Consider the following 22,012-nt stretch of genomic DNA (forward strand, 5'->3'; position numbering starts at 1 on the left):
ATCTTTTATCCACAAATGCTTTTGTATACCCTATTATTTCTGTTTTAAAACATTTTTTGATCTATTATTACCTATTATACTTTAATTCTTCTTTAAGTTCAATTATATGATGAAAATGCCTCTAGTTAATTAACTAAAGGCATTTTCATCATTCATTAATAGTCGCCGTCATTTTCTGACTTTAGATTTGAAACAATAGCAATACTTTTACTTGTACCCAACCTATCTGCGCCAGCCTCAATAAGTGCTCTTGCCATATTTAAATCACTCACGCCACCAGCTGCTTTAATTTTAATTTTATCCCCAACTATACTTTTCATAAGCCTAATATGTTCACAGGTTGCCCCTCCTGTTCCAAAACCTGTAGATGTTTTTATAAAATCTGCTCCCGAAGCTGTTACTATTTCTGTCACTTTTGCGATTTCATCCACTTCAAGATAACAGGTTTCTATAATAACCTTTACAATCGTATTCATGTCTATTTGTTTTGCAGCCTTTACGACTTCTTCTATATCATATTGAACAAAATCATATTTTTTATTTTTTAAAGCCCCTATATTAATGACCATGTCTATATCCGTTGCACCATTTTTGACAGCTTCTTGTGCTTCAAAAGCTTTGGCAGCTGGTGTTTCATTGCCTAATGGAAATCCTACTACTGTTGTAATACCAACCGATGTACCTAATAAAAGATGTGTTGCCATAGCCACGTAACAAGTCGGAACACATACCGTTTTAAAGTTGTACTTAATAGCCTCTTCACAAACCTTCTTAATATCTTCTTCTGTTGCTGTTGCCTTTAGACAAGTATGATCAATAGTCTGTGCTATTTCTACCATAGTAACCCTTCTTTCTTATTTATTATCTTTTGATATTCTTTGTTTTCATATTAGCATATATTGGCTATAAAGTATACTCTATAAGCTTTTTCACTCTATCTATCTGAATTTATTTTTATTACTAAATATATAGTTGAAAAGCTTCCTCAACTCCCCTGCTGCTTTTACTGTTTGTATCTTTTTATATTTTTATACTGCTTTTTGCCTACATCTATTTCTGAACTTAAATGTATTGGATGCAGCTTACCTGTTTCTATCCTTTTTTCAATTGCATTTTCTGTAATAATATACATACTTGAGATAAATATAGGGCTGTTTTCCTCAACTTTTAAGGCTACTAGTATATTGTCCTTATAGTTTTTAATAAATTCTATTCTATGGTAATCTTTATATACTGCGCCTATATAATCAGGAGATCTAATGATTTCCACAAGCTTATGAAAATATTTTCTAAAAGTATAAGGATGCCTTTCTCGTATATGTTTTATAACGCCTGGATAAATAATAATCTCTTTAGTATTAATACTCAGCTCTAACTGTTCTATGATTTCATTTCTTATATATCCAACTAATTGCGTCTGGCGACTCATCTTATCCAAATTAATCTTTTTTCCCATAGGTTACTCCTCTCTATTAGTTATGAGGATAAACTTATTTTATTATGTTTATGTCATTTATATTACTAGTATATTTCAACTATGCCCGCCTTGCTCATACTATTATTTTTTATTTATTTATTATTTTATTTTGCATATAATTTATTGCTTATCCATATATATGTATTAGGACATCTTATTAAAAAGGAGGGTAATCATGTCTAATCCTAAATTCATGGTATTTAAGTTAAAAGATCTCAAAATTCCTCTCATCATTTTCTTAATCGCTATTGCACTATTTATGTTTTTATTATTTAAAAACAAAGATGCAACGCAAACCTTTGCTCCTTCTGATACCTATCAGGATGGCAAATACATAGCAGGAATTTCGTTATCTGATGCAGAAATGGATTTAATTGTGGAAGTACAAGATAGTAAAATTGCTTCCATAGCCTTAAAAGGACTAGATGAAAAAACATCTATGCTTTATAAGGATCTGACATATGGTATTGATTATGTAAATACCTATGTTACTGCAACTCAATCTTTAGAGCTGCCTCTAAACACAAAAGCTTCAGCAGCAACTCACTTGCTTATGGATGCGATCAAAGTAGCTCTTTCAGATGATGAACACACACAAATCACCTCCACTTATGAAAAATTAAACCTCACTAACACAGAAGCTACAGCAAATACTTCATTAGACCTGCTTAATGCAGATACAGCTAATGAACAAGTAGATGCAGATTCTGCCAAAACACAAGTGCAAGATGCTGCTGAAGATAATGCAGCTATTGAAGCTTCTGAACACACTTCTATAATAGAAGAAGAAGTTATTGAAGAATAAAAAAAAGACTATTTCCTATTTCAGGAGATAGTCTTTTTTACTATTTCTAAATAATACTTCTATTATAAATAGTGATAGTTTATACTTTATATATAGATTTTACATCTTTAATTTTTAGTTAGTCACTATAATACGTGATGTCAAATCATTCTGAGAAACAACTTTATAGTGATGAATACCTCAAGTCTATATGTTGTTTCTCTATAGTGTTAATAAAAAAGACTGAGGTAATGAAATCTAATGTTTTGTAGCGGCAATGCTTGTCAAGTTATCTTTAAAAGTTTATACTAAATTATTCATTTATTATAATTTCTAAAATACATAGATGTATTAAGCATAATTTTATTAAAAAATCTTATGATAATACTAAGTGAGTAACTTATGGAGGGGTATATGTTAACAAACTATTTATTAAAACGTATTACAAAAAACAACAGTGATTTTAAAGATAGATCCGTGCGAGGCAAAATAGGCTATCTGTCTGGTATTATAGGCGTATTAATTAACTTGATTCTTTTTTCCATTAAACTTACTGTAGGTCTATTCACTTCATCAGTAGCTGTACTCGCCGATGCTTTTAATAACTTATCTGATGCGGCTTCTTCAATTATTACCATTATTGGTTTTAAACTTTCTAATAAACCAGCTGATAAGGAGCATCCCTATGGTCATGGCAGAATCGAGTATCTTTCCGCACTAATTATAGCCTTTTTAGTAATGCTTGTAGGATTTCAATTTATTAAAACTTCAGTTAATCGTATTTTAGATCCTACGCCTGTGAACTTTGAATGGCTTTCTTTTATTTTGCTTTTTATTTCTATCTTTTTTAAACTGTGGTTGAGTATGTTTAATAGAACACTAGGGCGTAAAATAGATTCTTCTTCACTTAAAGCAACTGCTACAGATGCTATGGGTGATGTATTTACTACCTCTGTTGTCGTCATATCATTTTTTGCAGCTAGATTTACAACTTTTCCTATTGATGGTTATATAGGCTGCATAGTAGCGCTTATTATCCTTTATGCAGGTTTTAACCTGATAAAAGATACCGTTAACCCACTTATTGGTGAAGCCCCAGACCCAGAGCTTGTCCTTGACCTTACAAACGGGGTTCTTGCTTATGATTATATTACAGGGGTACATGATTTAATTGTGCATAACTATGGTCCTTTAAGAACTATGGCTTCTATCCATGCAGAAATACCCGCTGATATTCCTATTATGAAGATTCATGAAATTATTGATAAGGCTGAAAGAGAACTTAGTGAAAGACTACAGCTGCACTTAGTTATTCATATGGATCCCATTGGTGCAATGACTGAGGAGATGGTTAAACTTAAAAATGAAGTTACAAAAATTATTAAATACAATCCTCTTATTAAATCAATGCATGACTTTAGGATTGTAGGTGAAGGTGACCATAAAAATCTTATTTTTGATATTGTAGTTGATGCCCATAATTTAGAAAAAGTTATTTCTGAAGAAAAACTTAAACTAATGATTAGTGAAGCTGTTAAAGAAATAAATGCTTCTTATGAATGTATTATAACCGTTGATAAAGAATATTAACTTCTTAATTAAGTGGAACTTTTTATTTTTAAGAGCGTCTATATAGGTATCAACAAAAAATTATAATAGAGAGGATTATAACTATGAAAATAAAATTTCCAAAAATTCATATTGTTTTACTTAGCGGACTTCTTTTATTTGGATGCGCGCCTCGCGACACTGAACCTATTCCTCCGATAAACCAAGATAATAATGCTGCCGGTATTATCCTTGAAGGTGCTGATCAAGCCAAAAACATTAATGTAGAAGATGTAGAATCTGTCACACTTTATGATTTAGAAGATAATATTGTTGAAAAAGATCTCGACAAACAAGATATCGTAAAGGCTTTTAATGACAGTATGATAGATGATACTTCTTATATCACAATGATTACGGGATATAAGATGGTTATTTCATTAAGAAATAATACAGAGATTCAAATTATAAGTTATGGCGATGATAGCAGAGTGGTAGCTTCAACTGAAACAATGTCATACCATCTTATAAGTCCTGATCTTGCCAAAATCCTATTGGAAAATTAGTATTTAATGCAAAAGTCTTGCCATTCTTCAATTCAAAAGAATGACAAGACTTTTTTATTTTTTTACTAAAAATACCTTGTTCCTACAAAATACGTATCATTTCTAGAATATAAGATTAATTTTTTAATATATAATTGGGTATTTATTGATATAACTTTTATGTTAAGGTATAATGTTTTATATATTTCAGCATTCATAGGAGTAAACAATGATAGTTCTAGTAATATTATGCGGATTGCTTTCTGCTCTTTTAATTACAAATCTCTTTATTTATATTATAAATAAATTTTTTCGCCATTTAAATTATCAATTAACTAATGCCTTTTATTATCTGCTTTCTTTTTTTATTATGATTATTGCAGGTTTATTAATAGGTTTGGGCATTATACATACTGTATCATAATTAATTACTATATATTTAATAACTACTAATCTGCAGTATTTAATAATAACATACGCGGGCGTATGAATAATTTTTTTAAAAGAAAGGGTATGCAAATGGGAAAGATATTGTCTGTACTTGAGAAATACAAATTAATAGAAAGGGAGGATGAGAAAATGTCATCATCTGAAAATTTAGCTCAAGATGCTTTAGATAGCGCTCCAATCACTGTCTCTGATCAAGACAAAACCGATTATCTTATTCAAACCGATATTCAGGAGAATCTCTCTCATTCTGAATCAGCTCACTCTTCAAATGATTCTTCCCCTTCGATAAATTTTGATAAGACAATGAGTCTTGGAGAAATTTATACTATGTACGGCTTAAATAAGGACGTTGTAACTGATACAGTTTTTGTACTTGAAAATTTAATTAATGCCTTACCAGCTGAATTGCCAGAATACGTAAAGAAAACAACTCTTAATAACATTTTGATTGCATCCTCTATGAATCTAGAAAATCTATTATCTGATGGTACCACCAGATATACTTATTTAAATAAATTTTCAAATGATTATGCTACTCAGGCCGAAGACGATATTACCGCCCTTAAACAAGAGATTGATAAATTAACTGCTATCATTAATGACTATCATCAGCAAATCAAACGCAAGGAATTAATGACTAAAGAGCAACTCTCTCTTATTAAGCTTGAAGAAGAGCGACTTCAAAATATCCTTGGTTTTTTTGGTAAGTAGTACGATATGATGACTTCTTGCAACAAAACTTTTATCATTAAACTCTTGTTTATTCAACTTTTATGCGGAATGATAAGTCTCAGCTTGGGGTTAAAATGGGGAATTTCTTTAGATTTATTAAGATATGAAAATAAACTTTATAAAAATATGATTGTAGCTGGTATAAATGTTGGCAATATGTCTCGTGATCAAGCACTATCAGTCATTAAAACGCAGTATATAGAAGCTATTTTAGAGAAAGAGCTTACTTTAATATTAGAAGATAAACTATTTACAGCTTTAATTAAGGACTTTTTTATAGATTCTAATGTGGCTGAAATGATTGATGCAGCTTATGATTATCCTAATGATTTAAAGCCATTAGAAAGATGGTTCTTTCTTCTGAATGATACTGAAAAACACTTTGATGTAACGCTTAACTTCGATGAAACAGCAATTGATTTATTCGTTGCAGAAATTGTATCTAGTATTACGCATGAGCCTAATGATGCTGCAATTTTTGTTAATAAAGGTGGCGTTATAGCAGTATCTCCACACTCAGATGGCTATATCCTCGATAAACACAAGTTGATTGATCAAATCAATTTATCTTTAAAAACTTATTCTGAGTCAACTATAAATATACTTAATTTTGCAGCTAAAAGAGAACCTCTTTATACAACTTCTCTTTTAGAAAATATCGATACATGTATTACAACATTTAATACTTCTTTTATTCCTAATACCAATAGAGCTACAAATATTATTCTAAGTGCCGAAGCAATTAATGGGACACTTCTAGCACCTGGGGATCTATTTAGTTTTAATACTATTGTAGGGAATACAACATCTGAAAAGGGTTATAAATCTGCTCCTGTTATTGTTAATTCTAAAATCTCTCAGGGAATAGGTGGCGGAATATGTCAAGTTTCTTCAACATTATACAATGCTATTTTAAGCGCTGGATTATCGCCTTTAACTAGAAGACCTCACTCTATTCCTGTTAATTATGTTCCTCTAGGGCTAGATGCCACTGTGAGCTTTAATAATATAGATTTTAAATTTGAAAATACACTGGATTATCCTATCTACATTGAATCTTATGTTGAAAAAAACCAAGTCTATGTTAATATCTATTCCAATCATAGACTAATGGATAGATCTTATAAGCTTAAATCTGAAGTCTATCAGTCCGTTCTAGCACCCTCTAAGTTCAGCTCTGGTCTTAGTTCATCTGCAAGTACTAAGGAACCCGTCAATATGCGCAATAAAGGATATAAAGTCAAGGTATCACGAGAAACATACGAAAAAAATGTTTTGATAAAAACAGAAACTATTTCTTTAGATACCTACTAACCATCGAACTACCCTACATTACATATTTAAAAACAGAGCCTTCTTAAATAATTAAGAGGGCTCTGTTTTTACTAATATTTCTCTTTACTTCTTCATTTTTAGTTGTTATTATATACCCTTATACTATTTTAAATCTTATTGTTAATAAACTGGCTGCTATCCCAATAAATCCTGTAACTATAAAACCTGTAGTAAGCCCAAACTCTCCAGCTATAGTACCTAGGATGATAGGTCCAATGATCATTCCTACTCCGTAGACAGCTTGGAAAATCCCCATTGCAGTGGCTCTTTTACTTGCTTCTATGTTTTTAATACTAAGCCCCATAAGCAGCGGAAAAACCATCCCCCTTCCTGTACCAACTAAAAGTTGAGCCCCCATTAAAATCCATAATGATGAAATAAAAGGTGTTATCATACAAAGCAGCGCACTAAGCATAAAACCATAAACTAATGTTTTGGTTTGCCCCCATAAATGCACAAGCATTGTACCTGCTAAGGTTGGAATCCATATACCTGGTATATTGCCAATAGCAGTAAGTAAACCAAGCTGCATACTATTTGCACCTAGTTGCTGAGCTACAATAGGTACAAATCCAAAAGTTGTAGCAAAAGTAATAAGCTGAGACAAAATAGCTAAGACAGATACTTTAACTAATGTAGTGTCGGCAGCAATTAAAAAGAGTTCTTTGATATGTACTGGTACCAATTCTATTTCTTTATTCTCTCGAATCATAAAGCTTAAAATAAAACCAGCTATGCCCCCTATAGCTCCAAGCAAATATAAAGATCTTGTTCCAAACTGCAAAGATATAATCCCTCCTAAAACCATGGCAATAATTTGCCCTACAGCATTATAACTATTCATAATACCTATGGCCTTAGGAGATTCTTCATGTTTATAGTAACTTGCAAATAATACAGTAAAAGTAACCCAAGTAGATGCTGCCACTCCTGCTAGAAGCCGTGTTACTAATAACGAAAATACACTGGGAAAAAAGAATGTAATAAGTGCACTTACTATTGTCGCCAGCATCCCAATCTGAATAAATATCTTTCTTCTATTAAGTCTATCCGAAAGTATACCAAGTGGAATTCTAAGCAGCATTTGTGTGAAGCCATAGGCTCCTGTAATAACTCCTATTATCTGATAACTCGCTCCTAGATCCTTTGCATAAGTTGAAAGTTCTGGCACATAGGCGTATAAAGAAAACCAAAAAAAGCTTGTTGCAATCATAAATAACATCTTATTCATAAGCCATGAATCCCCCTCTGATTCGTTAAATATTATCAACTATATACCTTTTCCTGAATCAGTAACTTCTGTCAAATCAGCTGGAAAAGCTTCAAATATCGTTTGATTCATTAAATACTCATTCTCAAATCTTATCACCCACCCATGAATAAGAGCTAAGGGTACAGAAAAAGGAACTTTTTTATTCCCATAGCTTTCTAAATTATCTAGAAAAAAAGCTTTTTCGTGTTGAGAAACATTCTTTGAAAAATAACCAAACAGATGAAGAAGCATATTTACGTTACGCATGGGTCCCACAGCTGTGGCTAATGCTTTATTAAGATATACTTCATATACGTCTAATAAATTTTCAATATCTCTTTTTTCATTATTAGCTACAAGTTTCCCTAATTTTTTTAAATTGGCTGGACTATATGCCATAAGTAAATATTTGTTATCACTATGAAATTTTATTAATGCTTTAATACTCTTTTTTTGCTTAATTCCCCTAAACTCAGCTATAGTAAATATGCGTGTATAAAAATGTTCTCTTATTGTATAATTCATTAACCGCCCTTCATCCTCTATTGCAATCTGCGAAAAATTTTCTAGAAGTTTTTCTGCAAATATGCCACTCGTCTTTTTAGGCATGGAGGATGCTTTTCCATAGTTTTCATACATCTTTACATCTTTTATACCACACGAAGGTGAACGCCCCTTTAAAATAATGCCATCTACTTCTTTAGATATCAGTTCTTCCAAGAAAGTATTTGAAAAAGCTTGCATTGCCTCTGTTACATCTTCACCTGTTTTTGAAAAAACCAGTCTCTTGTTATTCTCTTTATCCGAAATAATGCGTAATGTCTGTCTAGGAATAGGCAGTCCAATGGCTACTTCTGGGCATACAGTGATCCATTTAGCATAGGGTTTTAAACGCATTACAAAAGGACATGTTGAACTTGAGCCATCATATCTGCACGCTTGACCTTCTATACAACTACTCAGTAAAATTGTTGGGCTTTTAAACTTTCTCATGTCTCTATTCTCCGGTCTGATAAGGTTAAATACTTTTATATTATTAAGTAGTACTAGATCTATCTGAGCTCTATTATACTTTCTTTATTATTATAATTCTGATATTCATTTAAAATTTGGTTTTATATCTTAGTCAAGTTGGTGTACAATGTCCTCAAATACAGCATGAATAATATCATTTTTTGCTTTTTCTTCATGAGCCGTTACTGTTATAACTGCTCCTTTACTCGGTATAACAATACAAAGCTGACCATACTTTCCATCCATACGGTAAGCGCCTTCAAAAGCACATTTCCATATCTGATAGCCATACCCTGAAGAATTCTCAGCATTGGTTGGATCAATCCTCTTATTATCTATCGTATCACTTATAGCATCATTGATGTAATTTTTACTTATAATTTGCCTATCTTTATAACTACCTTTATTTAACAGCATTTCTCCGACTCTCGCAAACTGATCCGTTGTTAAGTATAAACCTGAAGCTGCAAGACTGTGTCCTTGGGGGCAAGAATGCCACTGGGGATTAAAAATTTCTAAAGGTATAAATAGTCTTGAGACTAAAAAATCTCGTAAGTTTTTACCACTTATCCGTTCTACGATACGCCCTAACATATAGGTGCATGCATTAGAGTAGTAAAAAAAGGTTCCCGGCTCTTTTGTAACTGGTACTTTGAAAAACAGTTCTGCCCAATCATTTGTCATCATAGTATGCTCATCACTATTAAACCAATATGCTAACTTTCCTGATGCCATATGCAGTAAATCACGTATCTCTATTGCCTCACTGCCTGGGGCGGCAAGGATTCGATATTCTGGAAAGAAATCTAATACTTTATCATTAACAGCAAACTGCTTATCCTGAATACATAAACCTACTGCCAAAGAAGCAATTGTTTTTGCAGCTGAATAAATACATACAGGATCATCCGAGCGCCACCGATGGCTCATGCTCTCCCCATTTATACGCTGTACCTTTATGCCATAAATACCAAAACCTTTTTCTGCAACTGTCAATCTAAATTGATTTAATATAGATTTATTCATCATCTACCTGCCTTTTAATTAATCATTTTACTTAATTTAAACTGTAACATAGTTTTTGAGGAAATACCTTTAAGATACTGTTGTTGCTTTATTTTGAAAGAATATCACTGCATTCAGTATGCTGCTCAAACCACTTGACTGCATAAGAACAAGTCATAATAGCTTTTTTATTTTGGTTTTTAATTGTTTGATAAGCTTCTTGGAGAAGTAATGAAGCAACGCCTTGTCCACGTAGTGTCGGATCTACAAATGTATGGTTGATATTAACTACATTATCCTTAACTTCTGGGAAAGTAACTTCCGCAATAATTTCCCCTCCTCCATTTATAGCAAAAATTTTATTGGGTTCATATGAAAAATTCATCTTTATCTTCCTCTCGTATTTCCTTTATTGTTATTATTCAAGATTATCATTTACCTCTGTTTTTATTCATAAAACACGCAAAACCACTTGATAAGTTCTTCTTTAAAATAAGTCATTATTTAAAAAGCTAATGTATTATAAGCAAATAGATACCTACTAGATAGCCAAGCTCTGCAAATTCACAGATTGTCCCAAGAATATCTCCCGTTATCCCTTCAATTTTCTTGTAAATTGATTTTATAAATAATCTAACCCCTAAAAATATGACTATCAGTAATCCAACATGTCCTAAAAACTTTACGCCTATAGCTTCTGCTAAAAGGTATAATACACCTAGCACCCATGTCATTGCGTAACTTACACCTATCACTAACACCTTTAGTGTTGTCTTTCCTATAAAAATATTTCCCATTCCTGTTTCTCTTGGCGTCCTGGTCCTATAGCATGACCACATGGAACTCATTCTGCCGTATATAGGCATAATCATAATCCCCCACAGATTGTCTGTTTCAAGTAAATAATAAATAAATACCACTTTAAACAAAAGCAAAAAAACTATAGCTAAAAGTGCATTAGTTCCGAGCCTTGAGTCTTTCATGATCTCTAATATTCTTTCTTTATTCCGATAACTATAAATGCCATCAAAGGTATCCCCTACTCCATCTATATGAAGCCCTCCTGTTAAAATCACTGAACCTAGCAGAATAATAACAGCTGTAATGCTCTTATTAAATAAGAATAGACTGCCTAAACCAATTACGTAATATAATACCCCTAGCACTGCGCCTACTAAAGGAAAAAACACAAGACTTTTATAAAACTCATCGTCCATGCCTAAATCCATATTAATAGGAATACGTGTTAGAAACTGAAGTATGCTCATAAACCTCTTCATATCTAACCTCTTATCTTAACTGGTATACCACACACTACCAGATATACTTCATCACTATCTGCTGCAATCTGCTGATTAACTCTGCCTATAATATCAGTATAAACTCTTGTCAACCTAGTTGCCCCTATTACACTCATACCAATCTCATTAGTTACAATCACAAAATAGAGATCTGTTTTTTTAATAGCTTTAATCAAAAGACTTACTTGTTCCTTAATATGAGCTTCAACACCATCAATTGCAGCATAATCACAAGTCTCAAAATCAAGGTCTTCTTTAAACATAATGTTATTTACCAAAAGTGTTACACAGTCTAGAATAACCGTGCTATTTGTCTGTGCAATCTCCGGAATCTTCTTGTAAATATCCTCATATACTTCATAGGTTGTCCAATGGCTCGGTCTATTTGCCCTATGCTTTTTAACGCGATCTTTCATGTCCTCATCAAAAGGAATACTTGTTGCAATATACGCTGTGCTATTATTTTGAATTCTGCATAATTCTTCAGCAAATCTGCTTTTACCTGATCTTGCGCCTCCTGTAACAAATACAATCTTACTCATGTCTTCACCCCTTTTAGCCTTTCTTCCCTATTTCAATAACCTTTTGTATATGCGCCTGTACATGCTCATAACCTTGTAAGGTATGTGGCTTAATACATGCCATACAATTCTTAATCCCCTTTTTTGTATAAGAAAAATCTCCTCCACACTTATCCTTTAAAGCATACAAGGGACAATAGCAAAATAGACAGTTAAATACTTTATCATCCTCTACCTTATGGCAAGGAAAATACTCACACGCTCTGTTTTGAAAAAACTTGTAATGTTCCATTCACCTTCTCCTTATAACTGAAGATTTAAATGAAGGCCGCAGAGAAATCCATGATTTCTCAAACAGCCCTATTAAAATTATACCTACTCTCCAAGTCCCTCTTTCCTATTGGCATGGTAGTAAGCATAAAGATCCTCCTCTTTTCTAAAAAGCGGCATTCCCATATACTTATGCACCTTCACCAACCAAGGTTCAGCAAGTCCTATTTCACAAATAACACTATCATTAGTAAAGACAGCTTCAGTCTGACCTTCACGCATAACACATCCTTGATCTAAAACATAAATATAATCACAAAGATGATAGATAAGATCCATATCATGGCTCGAAATAACTACCTTTGTGTTGCGCTTACTAACATCCTTTATAATGTCTTCTATGGCTGTAACACTTTTAGGATCAAGCCCCGCAGTTGGTTCATCAAATAACATCACTTCATTTTGCATCGCAATGACGGAAGCAATAGCAACTCTCTTTTTTTGACCATGACTTAAAAAATGTATAGGCTGCTCTTTAAACGCCATGGCCCCCACACTCTCTAGGCTCCCATCAACCCGCCTTTTAACTTCAGCCTCATCTAAACCTAAGTTTCTAAGCGCAAAAGCAACATCTTCATAGACCTTTGAATAAAATATTTGTTTATCAGGGTCTTGAAAAACAATGCCAACCTTTTTTCTAAGCTCTCTTAAACTTTTTTTATCATATTTTATCGTTTGATTATTATACAGTACTGTTCCTGAGGTAGGTTTGAGTACACCTACCATATTCATAAATAAGGTGGACTTTCCAGAGCCATTAACTCCTATTATGCCTATAATGCTACCTTTATTTAAATCTATGTGAATATTCTTAAGTGCAACATTACCTTCATCATACTTAAATGTCAGCTCACGCGTTGTTATCATCTGTCCACCTCTTATATATAAAATTCACCATCATAGAGCTTAGTATCTAAAGCGATACTCATATCCTGGTATCGTATCATAATTCTTGTAAATAAAGTACTGATTAAAATCCCTAAAGAACGATAGGCTGTTTTAATGTTAATATAGCCAAAACGCATCTCTTGTGCAATATAGATCTCTGAGACTTCTTCTAAAAAGATAAAGATAAAGCGATAGACAAGCATAATAATTTCTATCACCTCTTTAGGCATATGCAGTTTTTTAAGCACAAGTATCATTTGATTAAACCCCGTTGTGAGAGTTATAAAATAAATACATGAAATTGCTGCAAAACATCTCATTAAAATATAAGCAGACCTTATCAATGTAAGCTTTGAATACCCTATATAGTATCCGAAAAATTGCAGATAAAATAAAAAACTATGTGCTTCATTTGAAAAATAAAATAGGGTAGCTAAAATACTTGAAATAATAAATACACTGGGAAAACTGATAAGCTTTATGTATATTTTTTTATTAACTTTTGCCACACTCATAATTAAAATATTCATACCTATGATAATAGTAGCAAGTGCGCTTAAGTTATCCCATAAAACTGAAAGGATTAAAAATGCTGCCCCTAAACCACATTTCAAATAAGGATTTGTATGGGCTAAGCGATTATTATAAGCAATCTTATCTATGATCAGCATATTTCTTTTTCCCTTTGGAATAACCTATATAATAAAAAATAACGGCTGTTCCTAGGGCTGCTTGAAGACTAAAAAGCAATGTTTCAACTTCACCACTTGGCGGCTCAAACATAAAACCCATCCATGGTTCATAATCTGGATTTATTTCTGCTATCATAGCCTCAGCTGCCCCATCTGCTCCTTCAAATTCTGCATCTTTGTTAATCATCAAAGGAAGTACCATTAATAAAATGACTAATGCACCTAATACTAAGTTTTTATTAACACTCTTTAACTTCATAGCCTTCAACTCCTTCTGGATTGTTTTTCAAAATAAGATCATGCACAATATTCGTTAAAAACCCTTCTGCAGCTGCTATAGGTATCTGGGTGAGTAAAAATACTGATAGGAATTTCACAAGAGAAGTCATAATACCTCCCACAGGGTCTGGAAAAGCTAAAGCTAGTTGTACAGATGTTATCACATAAGTTGCTATATTTCCAAGTGTTGCCGCCATAAAAACACTAAGCCCTTTATTCATCTTTCTTTTTTTCATTAACATAAATATCCCATAAGATACAAAAGGTCCTACAACTGCCATAGCAAAAGCATTTGCGCCAAGCGTTGTGAGCCCTCCATGGGCAAGTAATAACGCTTGGAATAAAAGAACAATAGTTCCTATAACTGCCATAACCTTAGGCCCAAATAAAATAGCACCAAGACCTACCCCTGTAGGGTGAGAGCTGCTTCCAGTAACAGAAGGCATTTTAAGTGCTGATAAAACAAATACAAAAGCTGTTATCAGTGCAATAAGCACTTTGTGATGCGGATTTTTAGCAAATATTCTTCTTAAATCTTTAAGGCCTAACATGAAAAATGGTATAAATACAACTGCCCAAATAACAGCCCACTTAAATGGTAAAAATCCCTCCATGATATGCATACCAAAGGTGCAGACTGGCGCTATAATAAGTAGTAATATAATAGTTAAAAGTGATACATTTGACTTTTTCATATACTTTCCCCCTTCTATCTGAAATATTAGTAAATAACGCTATTTATAAATTATATGCACATTTCAGTGCGTTATAATTTGCTTCGATCGTTTGATCCAACTCTTCTTGCGTATGAGCTGTAGATATAAACATGGCTTCAAACTGTGCCGGTCCTATAAGTACCCCTTGCTCTAACATTGCTTTAAAATAAATATTGAATTTCTCTAAATCACAGTTTTTAACATCATCATAGTTTTCTGCTTTTCCTGAGATAAAGAATAATCCTATTAATGAACCTACCCTTGTAACAGCTAAATCAAGGCCTAATTTTTTTAGATTACTTTTTATGCCTTCCTCGAGGTAAGCAGCTTTTTCATTTAACACCTCATAAACGTCAGGATGATCCCTAAGATATTCGAGAGTATTTTTACCCATATGCATAGCCAGTGGATTGCCCGAGAGCGTTCCTGCCTGATAAACAGGACCTACTGGTGAAATCATATTCATTATAGCCTCTTTACCACCATACGCACCTACAGGAAGGCCTCCTCCTATAATCTTACCAAAACACGCCATATCCGGTTCAATGCCGAAGTATTCTGGTGAGCTGCCATAACCTAGTCGAAAACCTGTAATCACTTCATCAAAAATCAGTACACTTTGGTATTCATTCGTTATATCTCTAAGCAACTGCAAAAACTCTTTTTTACCTGGCACAAGCCCCATATTACCTGATATGGTTTCAACGATCACGCATGCAATATCTGAGCCATGTGTCTTGAAAATTTCTTTTAGTTCCTCCATGTCGTTATATCTGCCTACCAACGTATGCTTAATCACATCTTCTGGTATACCTGGACTGGTAGGCACGCCATAAGTAATAGTTCCAGATCCCGATTTTACTAAAAGCGCGTCTGAATGACCATGATAGCATCCTTCAAATTTTAAAATCTTCTTCTTGCCCGTATAACCTCTTGCTGCCCGTATCGCACTCATGGTAGCTTCCGTTCCAGAATTCACCATCCTTACTTGATCAATCCCTTTATACGCTTCAACAATAAGCTTTGCCATTTCAACTTCAATTTGAGTGGGCACGCCGTAGCTGGTTCCTCTTTTTAACTGTTCCATAACCCCCTCTAGAACTACCTCATTCCCATGTCCTAAAATAAGTGGTCCCCAAGAACAAATATAATCAATATATGCGTTGCCATCAACATCATAAATTTTACTGCCCGCGGCATGGTCTATAAAAATAGGATTGAGTCCTACTGATTTAAAAGCTCTTACCGGGCTGTTAACGCCTCCTGGCATGTATCTTACGGCTTCTTTATAAATACTTTCCGAACGTGTATGGTCCATTTCTTTGCCTCCTATTAACGCCTTATTAATCATTAATGATACATTCTATCAATCCCTCTATTGTATAAATTTCAGGCTCTTTATATACTGTAAGTCCATACTCCAGAATTGTCTTTGAAGTAATTGGCCCTATAGACACGAGCTTAGTACGATTAAGCTTACTTATATGCTCTCTCCCTATCCCTCTTATAAAATTCTTAACAGTTGATGAACTTGTAAAAGTTATATAGTCGATTTTATCTTCATCAAGCATCCTCAAAATCATGTCTTTATCTATCGCTTCGGTTACAGTATTGTATAGATCTATAGCCTTAACACTGCAAATTTTACTTAAGTTTTCTACTAAATATTCTCTTGCAATAGCTGATTTTGGTATCAATATACTGTCTTCACGTTTAAGTTCTTGACTTAAAGATGTATAAAGCGCCTCCCCAATCGCTCTTTCTGGAATAATATCTGGTCTTATACCTTGTTTATTTAAACTGTACACCGTTTGAGGTCCTACTGCACAAATCTTCATATGGGCTAAACCTCTTGAGTCTAGACCTTTTTCTCTGAGTCTATTGAAGAATATATCCACTGTATTTTGGCTTGTAAAGATGAGGTAATTATAGGCTTTAAGTGAAGATAAGCATTCATCTAACTCATGATTATCTTCTATCTCTTGTATTTTTATCACAGGGAGTTCTATAGCATTTCCTCCCATGTCACTAATCTTTTCAACGAGTGCACTACTTTGTTCTCTGGCCCTTGTTACAATCACGTTTTTACCAAAGAGTGGCTTCTGTTCAAAGAAATTAAGTTTATCACGAAGCCCTACTACTTCGCCTATCACAATAAGTGTAGGGGGTTTAACTTCTTTTTCTAGTGCAAGCTCATAAATATTCTCTAAAGTGCCTGTTACAACACTTTGATTAGGCCTAGTTGCCCAGCTAATAAGAGCCACTGGCGTTGCTGGACTTTTACCTTCTTTGATAAGATTTTCACTAATGTTTTTAAGATTTGCAACGCCCATTAAAAACACTAAAGTGCCTTTTACACCAGCAAGAGCTTCCCAATTAAGTTCCGTGTTTTCATCGTCCTTTAAATGACCTGTAATAACATGAAAGGAAGAAGCAAAATCTCTATGGGTAATAGGAATCCCTGCATAACAAGGACCGGCTATAGCTGAGGTAATACCTGGGATAACTTCAAACGGAATATCGTTTTCAAGTAGGTACTCCCCTTCCTCTGCCCCCCGGCCAAAGACATAAGGGTCTCCCCCCTTCAGCCGTGTTACAATCTGCCCTTCTTTTGCTTTACGTACAATAACTTCATTAATCTCATCTTGTGTCAAGGTATGTTGACTAGACGCCTTACCAACATAAATGCGTTCACATCCAGCTTTAGCCTCTTTCAAATAGTTCACATTCGCCAGCCTGTCATACACGATAACATCTGCTTTTTTAATACATTCCATGCCTTTAAGCGTCATTAATTTATAGTCTCCAGGACCTGCTCCAACTAAATAAACTTTACCTTTTTTCACCTTTAAGCTCCTTTAACATCCTATTTGCCAGTTCACAGCCTATTTGTTCAGCATCTTCTAATTGACCTTCTATTGACTTGATAAGCATTCTTTTTCCTTCCTCATCACCAAATAAACCACGCAGTATGATATGCTCTTCATGAATCGTACAATAAGCGCCTACTGGCATATGGCAGCCTCCATTAATTGCACTTAAAAAAGCTCTTTCTGCTTTAATCTGGATCTCTGTGCTGCCGTCATGCAGTGGCTTAAGAAGTTCTTCTGTCTGCACATCATTTGCTCTTACCTCTAACGCCAGAGCACCTTGAGCAGCAGCCGGAATCATAATTTCTACCGGCAAATAACATCCAATTACCTGATTCATCCCCAATCTATGAACCCCCGCTGCTGCCAGTACAATACCTTCTAGACCCTCTTCTTTAAGTTTACGAATGCGTGTATCAATATTGCCCCTTATCGGCACAATTTTAAGATCTGGTCTATAACTTAGGAGCTGATATTTTCTGCGCTTGCTTCCTGTACCAATCTTAGCCCCATAAGGCAGATCTTCAAGCGATGTATAGCCTTCTTTTAAAACAAGAATATCTCTTGCATCTTCTCTTTTAGGAACATAAGAAAATTTAAGTCCTTCTGGTACAACAGACGGCATATCTTTCATACTATGCACTGCTAAATCTATTTCCCGACTAAGCAGATGCTCTTCAATTTCTTTAGTAAATAATCCTTTTTCTCCTATTTTATCAAGGGGCTGATTTTGCACCCTATCTCCAGTGGTTTTTATCACTTTGATCTCGAATTCTATATTTGGATGATGTTTCTTAAGCTCACTAATTACCCATTTTGTTTGAGTAAGGGCAAGCATACTCCCTCTCGTTCCAACGATCTTTTTCATATGGCTGCTCCTTCTATCAAAAATCTTATAGTTCAAATAATTCTTCTATTACTTTTATATAGTGTTCTCTTTGATCTTTATCTTTGATTTTCTTTAAATTGGCAGTTGGTGTACTTACTAAGTTTTTTAAAGCAGCCCCTACCATTTTATCAATTACTTTTTTATCTTTTACAGACAAATCTGTTTTTCTATAAATATACTCTAAAGTATATTTTTGAATCTCGTTCTTTTTTTCGTTCAGAAGTTCTAAAGTATTATCTATTGAAGCAAGTTCAATCCACTCTGAAATGTCACTCATCTTATCCTTAATAATCTCTTTGGCAGATTTCGCCAGTTCTTTTCTTTTTTGATTATTTTTTTTACAGATTGTCTTTAAGTCGTCTATATCATAAAGCTCTGCTTGCTGCATATCACTAATCTCTGGATCTATATCTCTAGGAAGTGCAATATCTATCATATAAAGTTTCCGGGTAAGCTCCGGCATATCTTGTTTTTGCAAGATAACATGAGGTGAGGCTGTTGCACAAACTACAGCATCAACTTGACTTAATAGATTATATCTATCTTTATAAGCTACTGGTATTACATTATCATAAATGGTGCTTACTTCTTTAGCCCTTGTATGGCTCCTATTGGAAACATAGATCGTTTCTAACTGCTCATCCTGTAAATATTTAATAACAAGTTGGCTCATCTTGCCAATTCCAATAACCAAAATCCGTTTTTGATATAAACTCTGCATTTTTTCTTTGAGAAACTTTACAGCTATATAACTAACTGATAAAGGATTCTCGGATATTTTAAGCGTATTTTTAATCGTCTTTGAAGTGCTTATAGCTTCTCTAAAAATCTTATTAAGCATTTTGCCACTTGTCTCTTCCTTGGCGGCCACTTCCCAAGCTTCTCTTACTTGCCCAAGTATTTGATCTTCTCCTATAATGAGTGAATCAAGCCCTGCTGCAACATAATAAAGATGCTTAATTGCCTTTTTCCCTGTTTTATAGATTAAATACTTTCCTACTTCCTGTTCACTTAAAAAGCCAGCATAAAAATCTCTTACGTATTCGATCTTATCTTCTATCTTTTCATCCCAAATATAAATTTCACTACGATTACAAGTCGATAAAATGATGACTTCCTGAATGCCTTTCTTTTTTATAGCATGAAGTGCCTCTATTTTTTTTGTATGGGTAAAAGAAACCTTTTCTCTTATACTTATAGGACATAAATGATTGACGCCTACTACTCCTACACTCATAGCTGCCTCCTAGTCATTAACGCTTACCTTTTGTAAATACTGTTTATTAATTAAGATCGTTGAAAAATATGAGATCTTCTGTGTACTGTCAATAGCTCTAAGATCTGTATAAACCTTTTCTGTCCCTTGAGAAGAGTTGCTTACGAGCACCGCGTAATCCATTAAACCATACTTTTCAATCTTATCCCGAATCATTTCAAATTTTTTATAAACTTTCATTAAAACCATACAACTGTATTTTTGCATCGCATCGTCAATAACCTTTTCATCAGCTGTACAAGGCAGAACTACAAGGGGCTCAGTATCCATCACCAGCGGCAGATTTTGACTGGAAGCAATATTAGAAAATGAAGAAATTCCTGGAATGGTCTCTACTTCTACCTGGTCTATAAGTTTTTCCATAATATAGACATACGTACTATAAATCATAGCATCCCCTAAAGTAATAAACCCAACATTCTTACCACTTTTTACATCCTCAATGATTTCCTTCGCAACACTTTCCCACATAACTTCCTTCTCCGCTTTATTAAAACTCATTGGAAAATGTCTGTACTTAACTTCTAAGTCTCCTTTAAAATGAGGCTTCGCAATAGATAAAGCAAGACTTCCACCATTTTTTTCTGCTTCAGGCGTATATAAAATATCTATGTGATTTAATATTTCAACTGCTTTCAAAGTGAGTAAGGAACTATCTCCAGGTCCTACTCCAATACCATAAAATTTAGCCATTGTACCTTCCTCCTTATCATTCTATCAATTTTGTATAAGTACTTTCTACTATATGCAGCTATCTTTTTAAACCTATTCACCTCTAGTATCTACACTAAGTTTTAATGTCAATACTATAAATGAATAGGGGGGATTTGTAATTTAAGTGTTTTTTAATAGGTCCGCAGGGGAATTTTAGGGTTCTCCAGTTGCTCGCTTGCGTATTTCTAAAAATCTAAGCACTTTCTTTAAATGAACGCCGCAAACTCGCTGCGCTCAAACAGTGCGGCTAAAAGCCATTTAAATAAACTGCTAAGATTTTCTATACGAAATACTCCAGAGGCAACTTCCGAACCCTAAAATCTCCCCTGCTAGTCTTCAAAATATACAAATTCGCAAACCTAGTTTAAATTTTCGTGCAGTCTGCTTCTGTCAACCTCATCACTAACAAAAGAACATCTTCATATTCCTCACAAGAGGTAATACTCTACTACCTTAATAACCACCTATAAGCTAAACTACTATGACTCTATCATATATTCAATGACTAGCAGGGGGAGGGGGAACTTTTGATGCGACTCGGGTTTGGCAGTGGGTAGGCGGGAGCATCAAAAGTTTTCCCTCCCCTTGCGGCCCTAAGTTAAATACATCACTACACCTCTATGCAACTCATTGCGTGCTCTACAAACAACTGTTGAATATGGGGATTTTCCCCTAACCCTTTAAGAATAATATGGACCTCAAATCCATTTTCTATTAGGCAAGTTTTCCATGAGTCCTCTTCATCGCTAGCCATATCATTGATGGCGTGGTCGCCGGCTACCAGCATAAAAGGCATTAGATAAACAGTTTGAATATGGTCTTCCTTAAGCTGTGTAATGACGTTATCTAAGGTTGGATAACCTTCTACTGTACCTACATAAGCTCTTGTATTTTGCTCTTTAAAGGCATATTCAAGAGCGCAGTAAGCACTAAAAACCGGATGGGTTGTACCGTGTCCCATAAACACAATGGCCGCATCTTCTTTTAAACTTGGTATTTCTTTAAGGGTTGCTTTTACAGCTTCTTGATAATCTTCTATTGTTGTCAGAAGCGGTCTACCTATCGTCAACTTACTGAATTTCCCCTCATATTCTTGTATGTGTTGTTTTAACTTATCAAATTCATCGCCACATATAATGTGAAGAGACTGTACAATAACCTCATCATAACCTAACTCATAGATTTTATAAAGCGCCTCTCTAGGCGTATCAATATGCACATGATCTCGTTTAGCTATTTTATTAATGATCATCGTTGAAGTATATGCCCTAAACAAATCATACTCACCTAATGCCTGTTTGATCTGCTCTTCACATTTATCAATCGTTTTTTCCCTTGTTTCAATATAACTTGTTCCAAAGCTAACAACTAGCACAGCCTTTTTCATAATAATG

Annotated in this window: 24 protein-coding genes; 5 read left to right on the forward strand and 19 right to left on the reverse strand. The window is 34.1% G+C overall.

What is annotated here, in order from left to right; all coding sequences use genetic code 11:
* Positions 1-155 precede the first annotated feature (155 nt).
* The gene (deoC, locus tag BN3326_RS19215; RefSeq protein WP_070000873.1) at positions 156-839 is read right to left on the reverse strand and encodes a deoxyribose-phosphate aldolase; all 684 of its coding nucleotides are present in this window, start codon (positions 837-839) and stop codon (positions 156-158) included.
* Between the two features lie 164 nt (positions 840-1,003).
* Positions 1,004-1,456 carry a PBECR3 domain-containing polyvalent protein gene (locus tag BN3326_RS19220; RefSeq protein WP_070000874.1) on the reverse strand — a complete coding sequence of 151 codons (453 nt, stop codon included), beginning with the start codon at positions 1,454-1,456 and terminating at the stop codon, positions 1,004-1,006.
* A gap of 196 nt (positions 1,457-1,652) precedes the next feature.
* Here BN3326_RS19220 and BN3326_RS19225 point away from each other — a divergent pair, with 196 nt between their 5' ends.
* From BN3326_RS19225 to BN3326_RS19250, 5 genes are all read left to right on the forward strand, one after another.
* Positions 1,653-2,282 carry a hypothetical protein gene (locus tag BN3326_RS19225; protein WP_070000875.1) on the forward strand — a complete coding sequence of 210 codons (630 nt, stop codon included), beginning with the start codon at positions 1,653-1,655 and terminating at the stop codon, positions 2,280-2,282.
* Between the two features lie 393 nt (positions 2,283-2,675).
* The gene (locus tag BN3326_RS19230) at positions 2,676-3,851 is read left to right on the forward strand and encodes a cation diffusion facilitator family transporter (protein ID WP_070000876.1); all 1,176 of its coding nucleotides are present in this window, start codon (positions 2,676-2,678) and stop codon (positions 3,849-3,851) included.
* 83 nt (positions 3,852-3,934) lie between these two features.
* Positions 3,935-4,375, forward strand: coding sequence for a hypothetical protein (locus BN3326_RS19235; protein ID WP_070000877.1), 441 nt, complete (start codon positions 3,935-3,937; stop codon positions 4,373-4,375).
* 465 nt (positions 4,376-4,840) lie between these two features.
* Complete coding sequence (locus BN3326_RS19245) at positions 4,841-5,515, forward strand: hypothetical protein (RefSeq protein WP_141722960.1); 675 nt, start codon at positions 4,841-4,843, stop codon at positions 5,513-5,515.
* A 45-nt stretch (positions 5,516-5,560) separates the two neighbouring features.
* Positions 5,561-6,850 (forward strand): VanW family protein, encoded by a 1,290-nt coding sequence (locus tag BN3326_RS19250; protein ID WP_207646378.1) that lies wholly within the window; start codon positions 5,561-5,563, stop codon positions 6,848-6,850.
* Between the two features lie 118 nt (positions 6,851-6,968).
* Here the strand turns inward: BN3326_RS19250 and BN3326_RS19255 are convergent, their stop codons facing one another.
* The 17 genes from BN3326_RS19255 to BN3326_RS19335 form a co-directional block, all read right to left on the reverse strand.
* A complete protein-coding gene (locus BN3326_RS19255; protein ID WP_070000881.1) occupies positions 6,969-8,102 on the reverse strand; it encodes an MFS transporter in 1,134 nt (377 codons plus the stop codon).
* Positions 8,103-8,141: 39 nt separating this feature from the next.
* Positions 8,142-9,116, reverse strand: a complete 975-nt coding sequence (locus BN3326_RS19260; protein WP_070000882.1) for a YbgA family protein — start codon at positions 9,114-9,116, stop codon at positions 8,142-8,144.
* A gap of 129 nt (positions 9,117-9,245) precedes the next feature.
* On the reverse strand, positions 9,246-10,163 hold the full coding sequence (locus BN3326_RS19265; RefSeq protein ID WP_070000883.1) for a serine hydrolase domain-containing protein: 918 nt from the start codon (positions 10,161-10,163) through the stop codon (positions 9,246-9,248).
* Between the two features lie 88 nt (positions 10,164-10,251).
* Positions 10,252-10,527, reverse strand: a complete 276-nt coding sequence (locus tag BN3326_RS19270; RefSeq protein ID WP_070000884.1) for a GNAT family N-acetyltransferase — start codon at positions 10,525-10,527, stop codon at positions 10,252-10,254.
* Between the two features lie 127 nt (positions 10,528-10,654).
* Positions 10,655-11,422, reverse strand: a complete 768-nt coding sequence (cobS, locus tag BN3326_RS19275; RefSeq protein WP_070000885.1) for an adenosylcobinamide-GDP ribazoletransferase — start codon at positions 11,420-11,422, stop codon at positions 10,655-10,657.
* A gap of 2 nt (positions 11,423-11,424) precedes the next feature.
* Positions 11,425-11,985 carry a bifunctional adenosylcobinamide kinase/adenosylcobinamide-phosphate guanylyltransferase gene (gene cobU, locus BN3326_RS19280; RefSeq protein ID WP_070000886.1) on the reverse strand — a complete coding sequence of 187 codons (561 nt, stop codon included), beginning with the start codon at positions 11,983-11,985 and terminating at the stop codon, positions 11,425-11,427.
* 13 nt (positions 11,986-11,998) lie between these two features.
* Entirely contained in the window at positions 11,999-12,256 is a 258-nt protein-coding gene (locus BN3326_RS19285) for a cysteine-rich small domain-containing protein (protein ID WP_070000887.1), read from the reverse strand.
* A gap of 83 nt (positions 12,257-12,339) precedes the next feature.
* Positions 12,340-13,161, reverse strand: a complete 822-nt coding sequence (locus BN3326_RS19290; protein ID WP_070000888.1) for an energy-coupling factor ABC transporter ATP-binding protein — start codon at positions 13,159-13,161, stop codon at positions 12,340-12,342.
* 11 nt (positions 13,162-13,172) lie between these two features.
* Positions 13,173-13,853 (reverse strand): cobalt ECF transporter T component CbiQ, encoded by a 681-nt coding sequence (gene cbiQ, locus BN3326_RS19295; protein WP_070000889.1) that lies wholly within the window; start codon positions 13,851-13,853, stop codon positions 13,173-13,175.
* Positions 13,837-14,133, reverse strand: coding sequence for an energy-coupling factor ABC transporter substrate-binding protein (locus BN3326_RS19300; RefSeq protein WP_070000890.1), 297 nt, complete (start codon positions 14,131-14,133; stop codon positions 13,837-13,839). Before BN3326_RS19300 ends, cbiQ begins: the two co-directional genes overlap by 17 nt.
* Positions 14,114-14,848, reverse strand: a complete 735-nt coding sequence (locus BN3326_RS19305) for an energy-coupling factor ABC transporter permease (RefSeq protein WP_070000891.1) — start codon at positions 14,846-14,848, stop codon at positions 14,114-14,116. Before BN3326_RS19305 ends, BN3326_RS19300 begins: the two co-directional genes overlap by 20 nt.
* 43 nt (positions 14,849-14,891) lie before the next feature.
* Positions 14,892-16,187: a glutamate-1-semialdehyde 2,1-aminomutase gene (gene hemL, locus BN3326_RS19310; RefSeq protein WP_070000892.1), complete on the reverse strand. Its 1,296-nt coding sequence runs from the start codon at positions 16,185-16,187 to the stop codon at positions 14,892-14,894.
* A gap of 25 nt (positions 16,188-16,212) precedes the next feature.
* A complete protein-coding gene (gene cobA, locus BN3326_RS19315) occupies positions 16,213-17,715 on the reverse strand; it encodes a uroporphyrinogen-III C-methyltransferase (protein WP_330389793.1) in 1,503 nt (500 codons plus the stop codon).
* Positions 17,702-18,607 carry a hydroxymethylbilane synthase gene (gene hemC, locus BN3326_RS19320; RefSeq protein WP_070000893.1) on the reverse strand — a complete coding sequence of 302 codons (906 nt, stop codon included), beginning with the start codon at positions 18,605-18,607 and terminating at the stop codon, positions 17,702-17,704. The genes cobA and hemC overlap by 14 nt, the downstream gene beginning before the upstream one ends.
* Before the next feature lie 25 nt (positions 18,608-18,632).
* Complete coding sequence (gene hemA, locus BN3326_RS19325; protein WP_070000894.1) at positions 18,633-19,865, reverse strand: glutamyl-tRNA reductase; 1,233 nt, start codon at positions 19,863-19,865, stop codon at positions 18,633-18,635.
* 9 nt (positions 19,866-19,874) lie between these two features.
* Entirely contained in the window at positions 19,875-20,597 is a 723-nt protein-coding gene (locus BN3326_RS19330; protein WP_070000895.1) for a cobalt-factor II C(20)-methyltransferase, read from the reverse strand.
* A gap of 631 nt (positions 20,598-21,228) precedes the next feature.
* Positions 21,229-22,005, reverse strand: coding sequence for a sirohydrochlorin cobaltochelatase (locus tag BN3326_RS19335; protein WP_083258967.1), 777 nt, complete (start codon positions 22,003-22,005; stop codon positions 21,229-21,231).
* Positions 22,006-22,012 lie beyond the last annotated feature (7 nt).

Source organism: Cellulosilyticum sp. I15G10I2 (genome assembly GCF_900095725.1).
Classification (GTDB): Bacteria; Bacillota; Clostridia; order Lachnospirales; family Cellulosilyticaceae; genus FMMP01.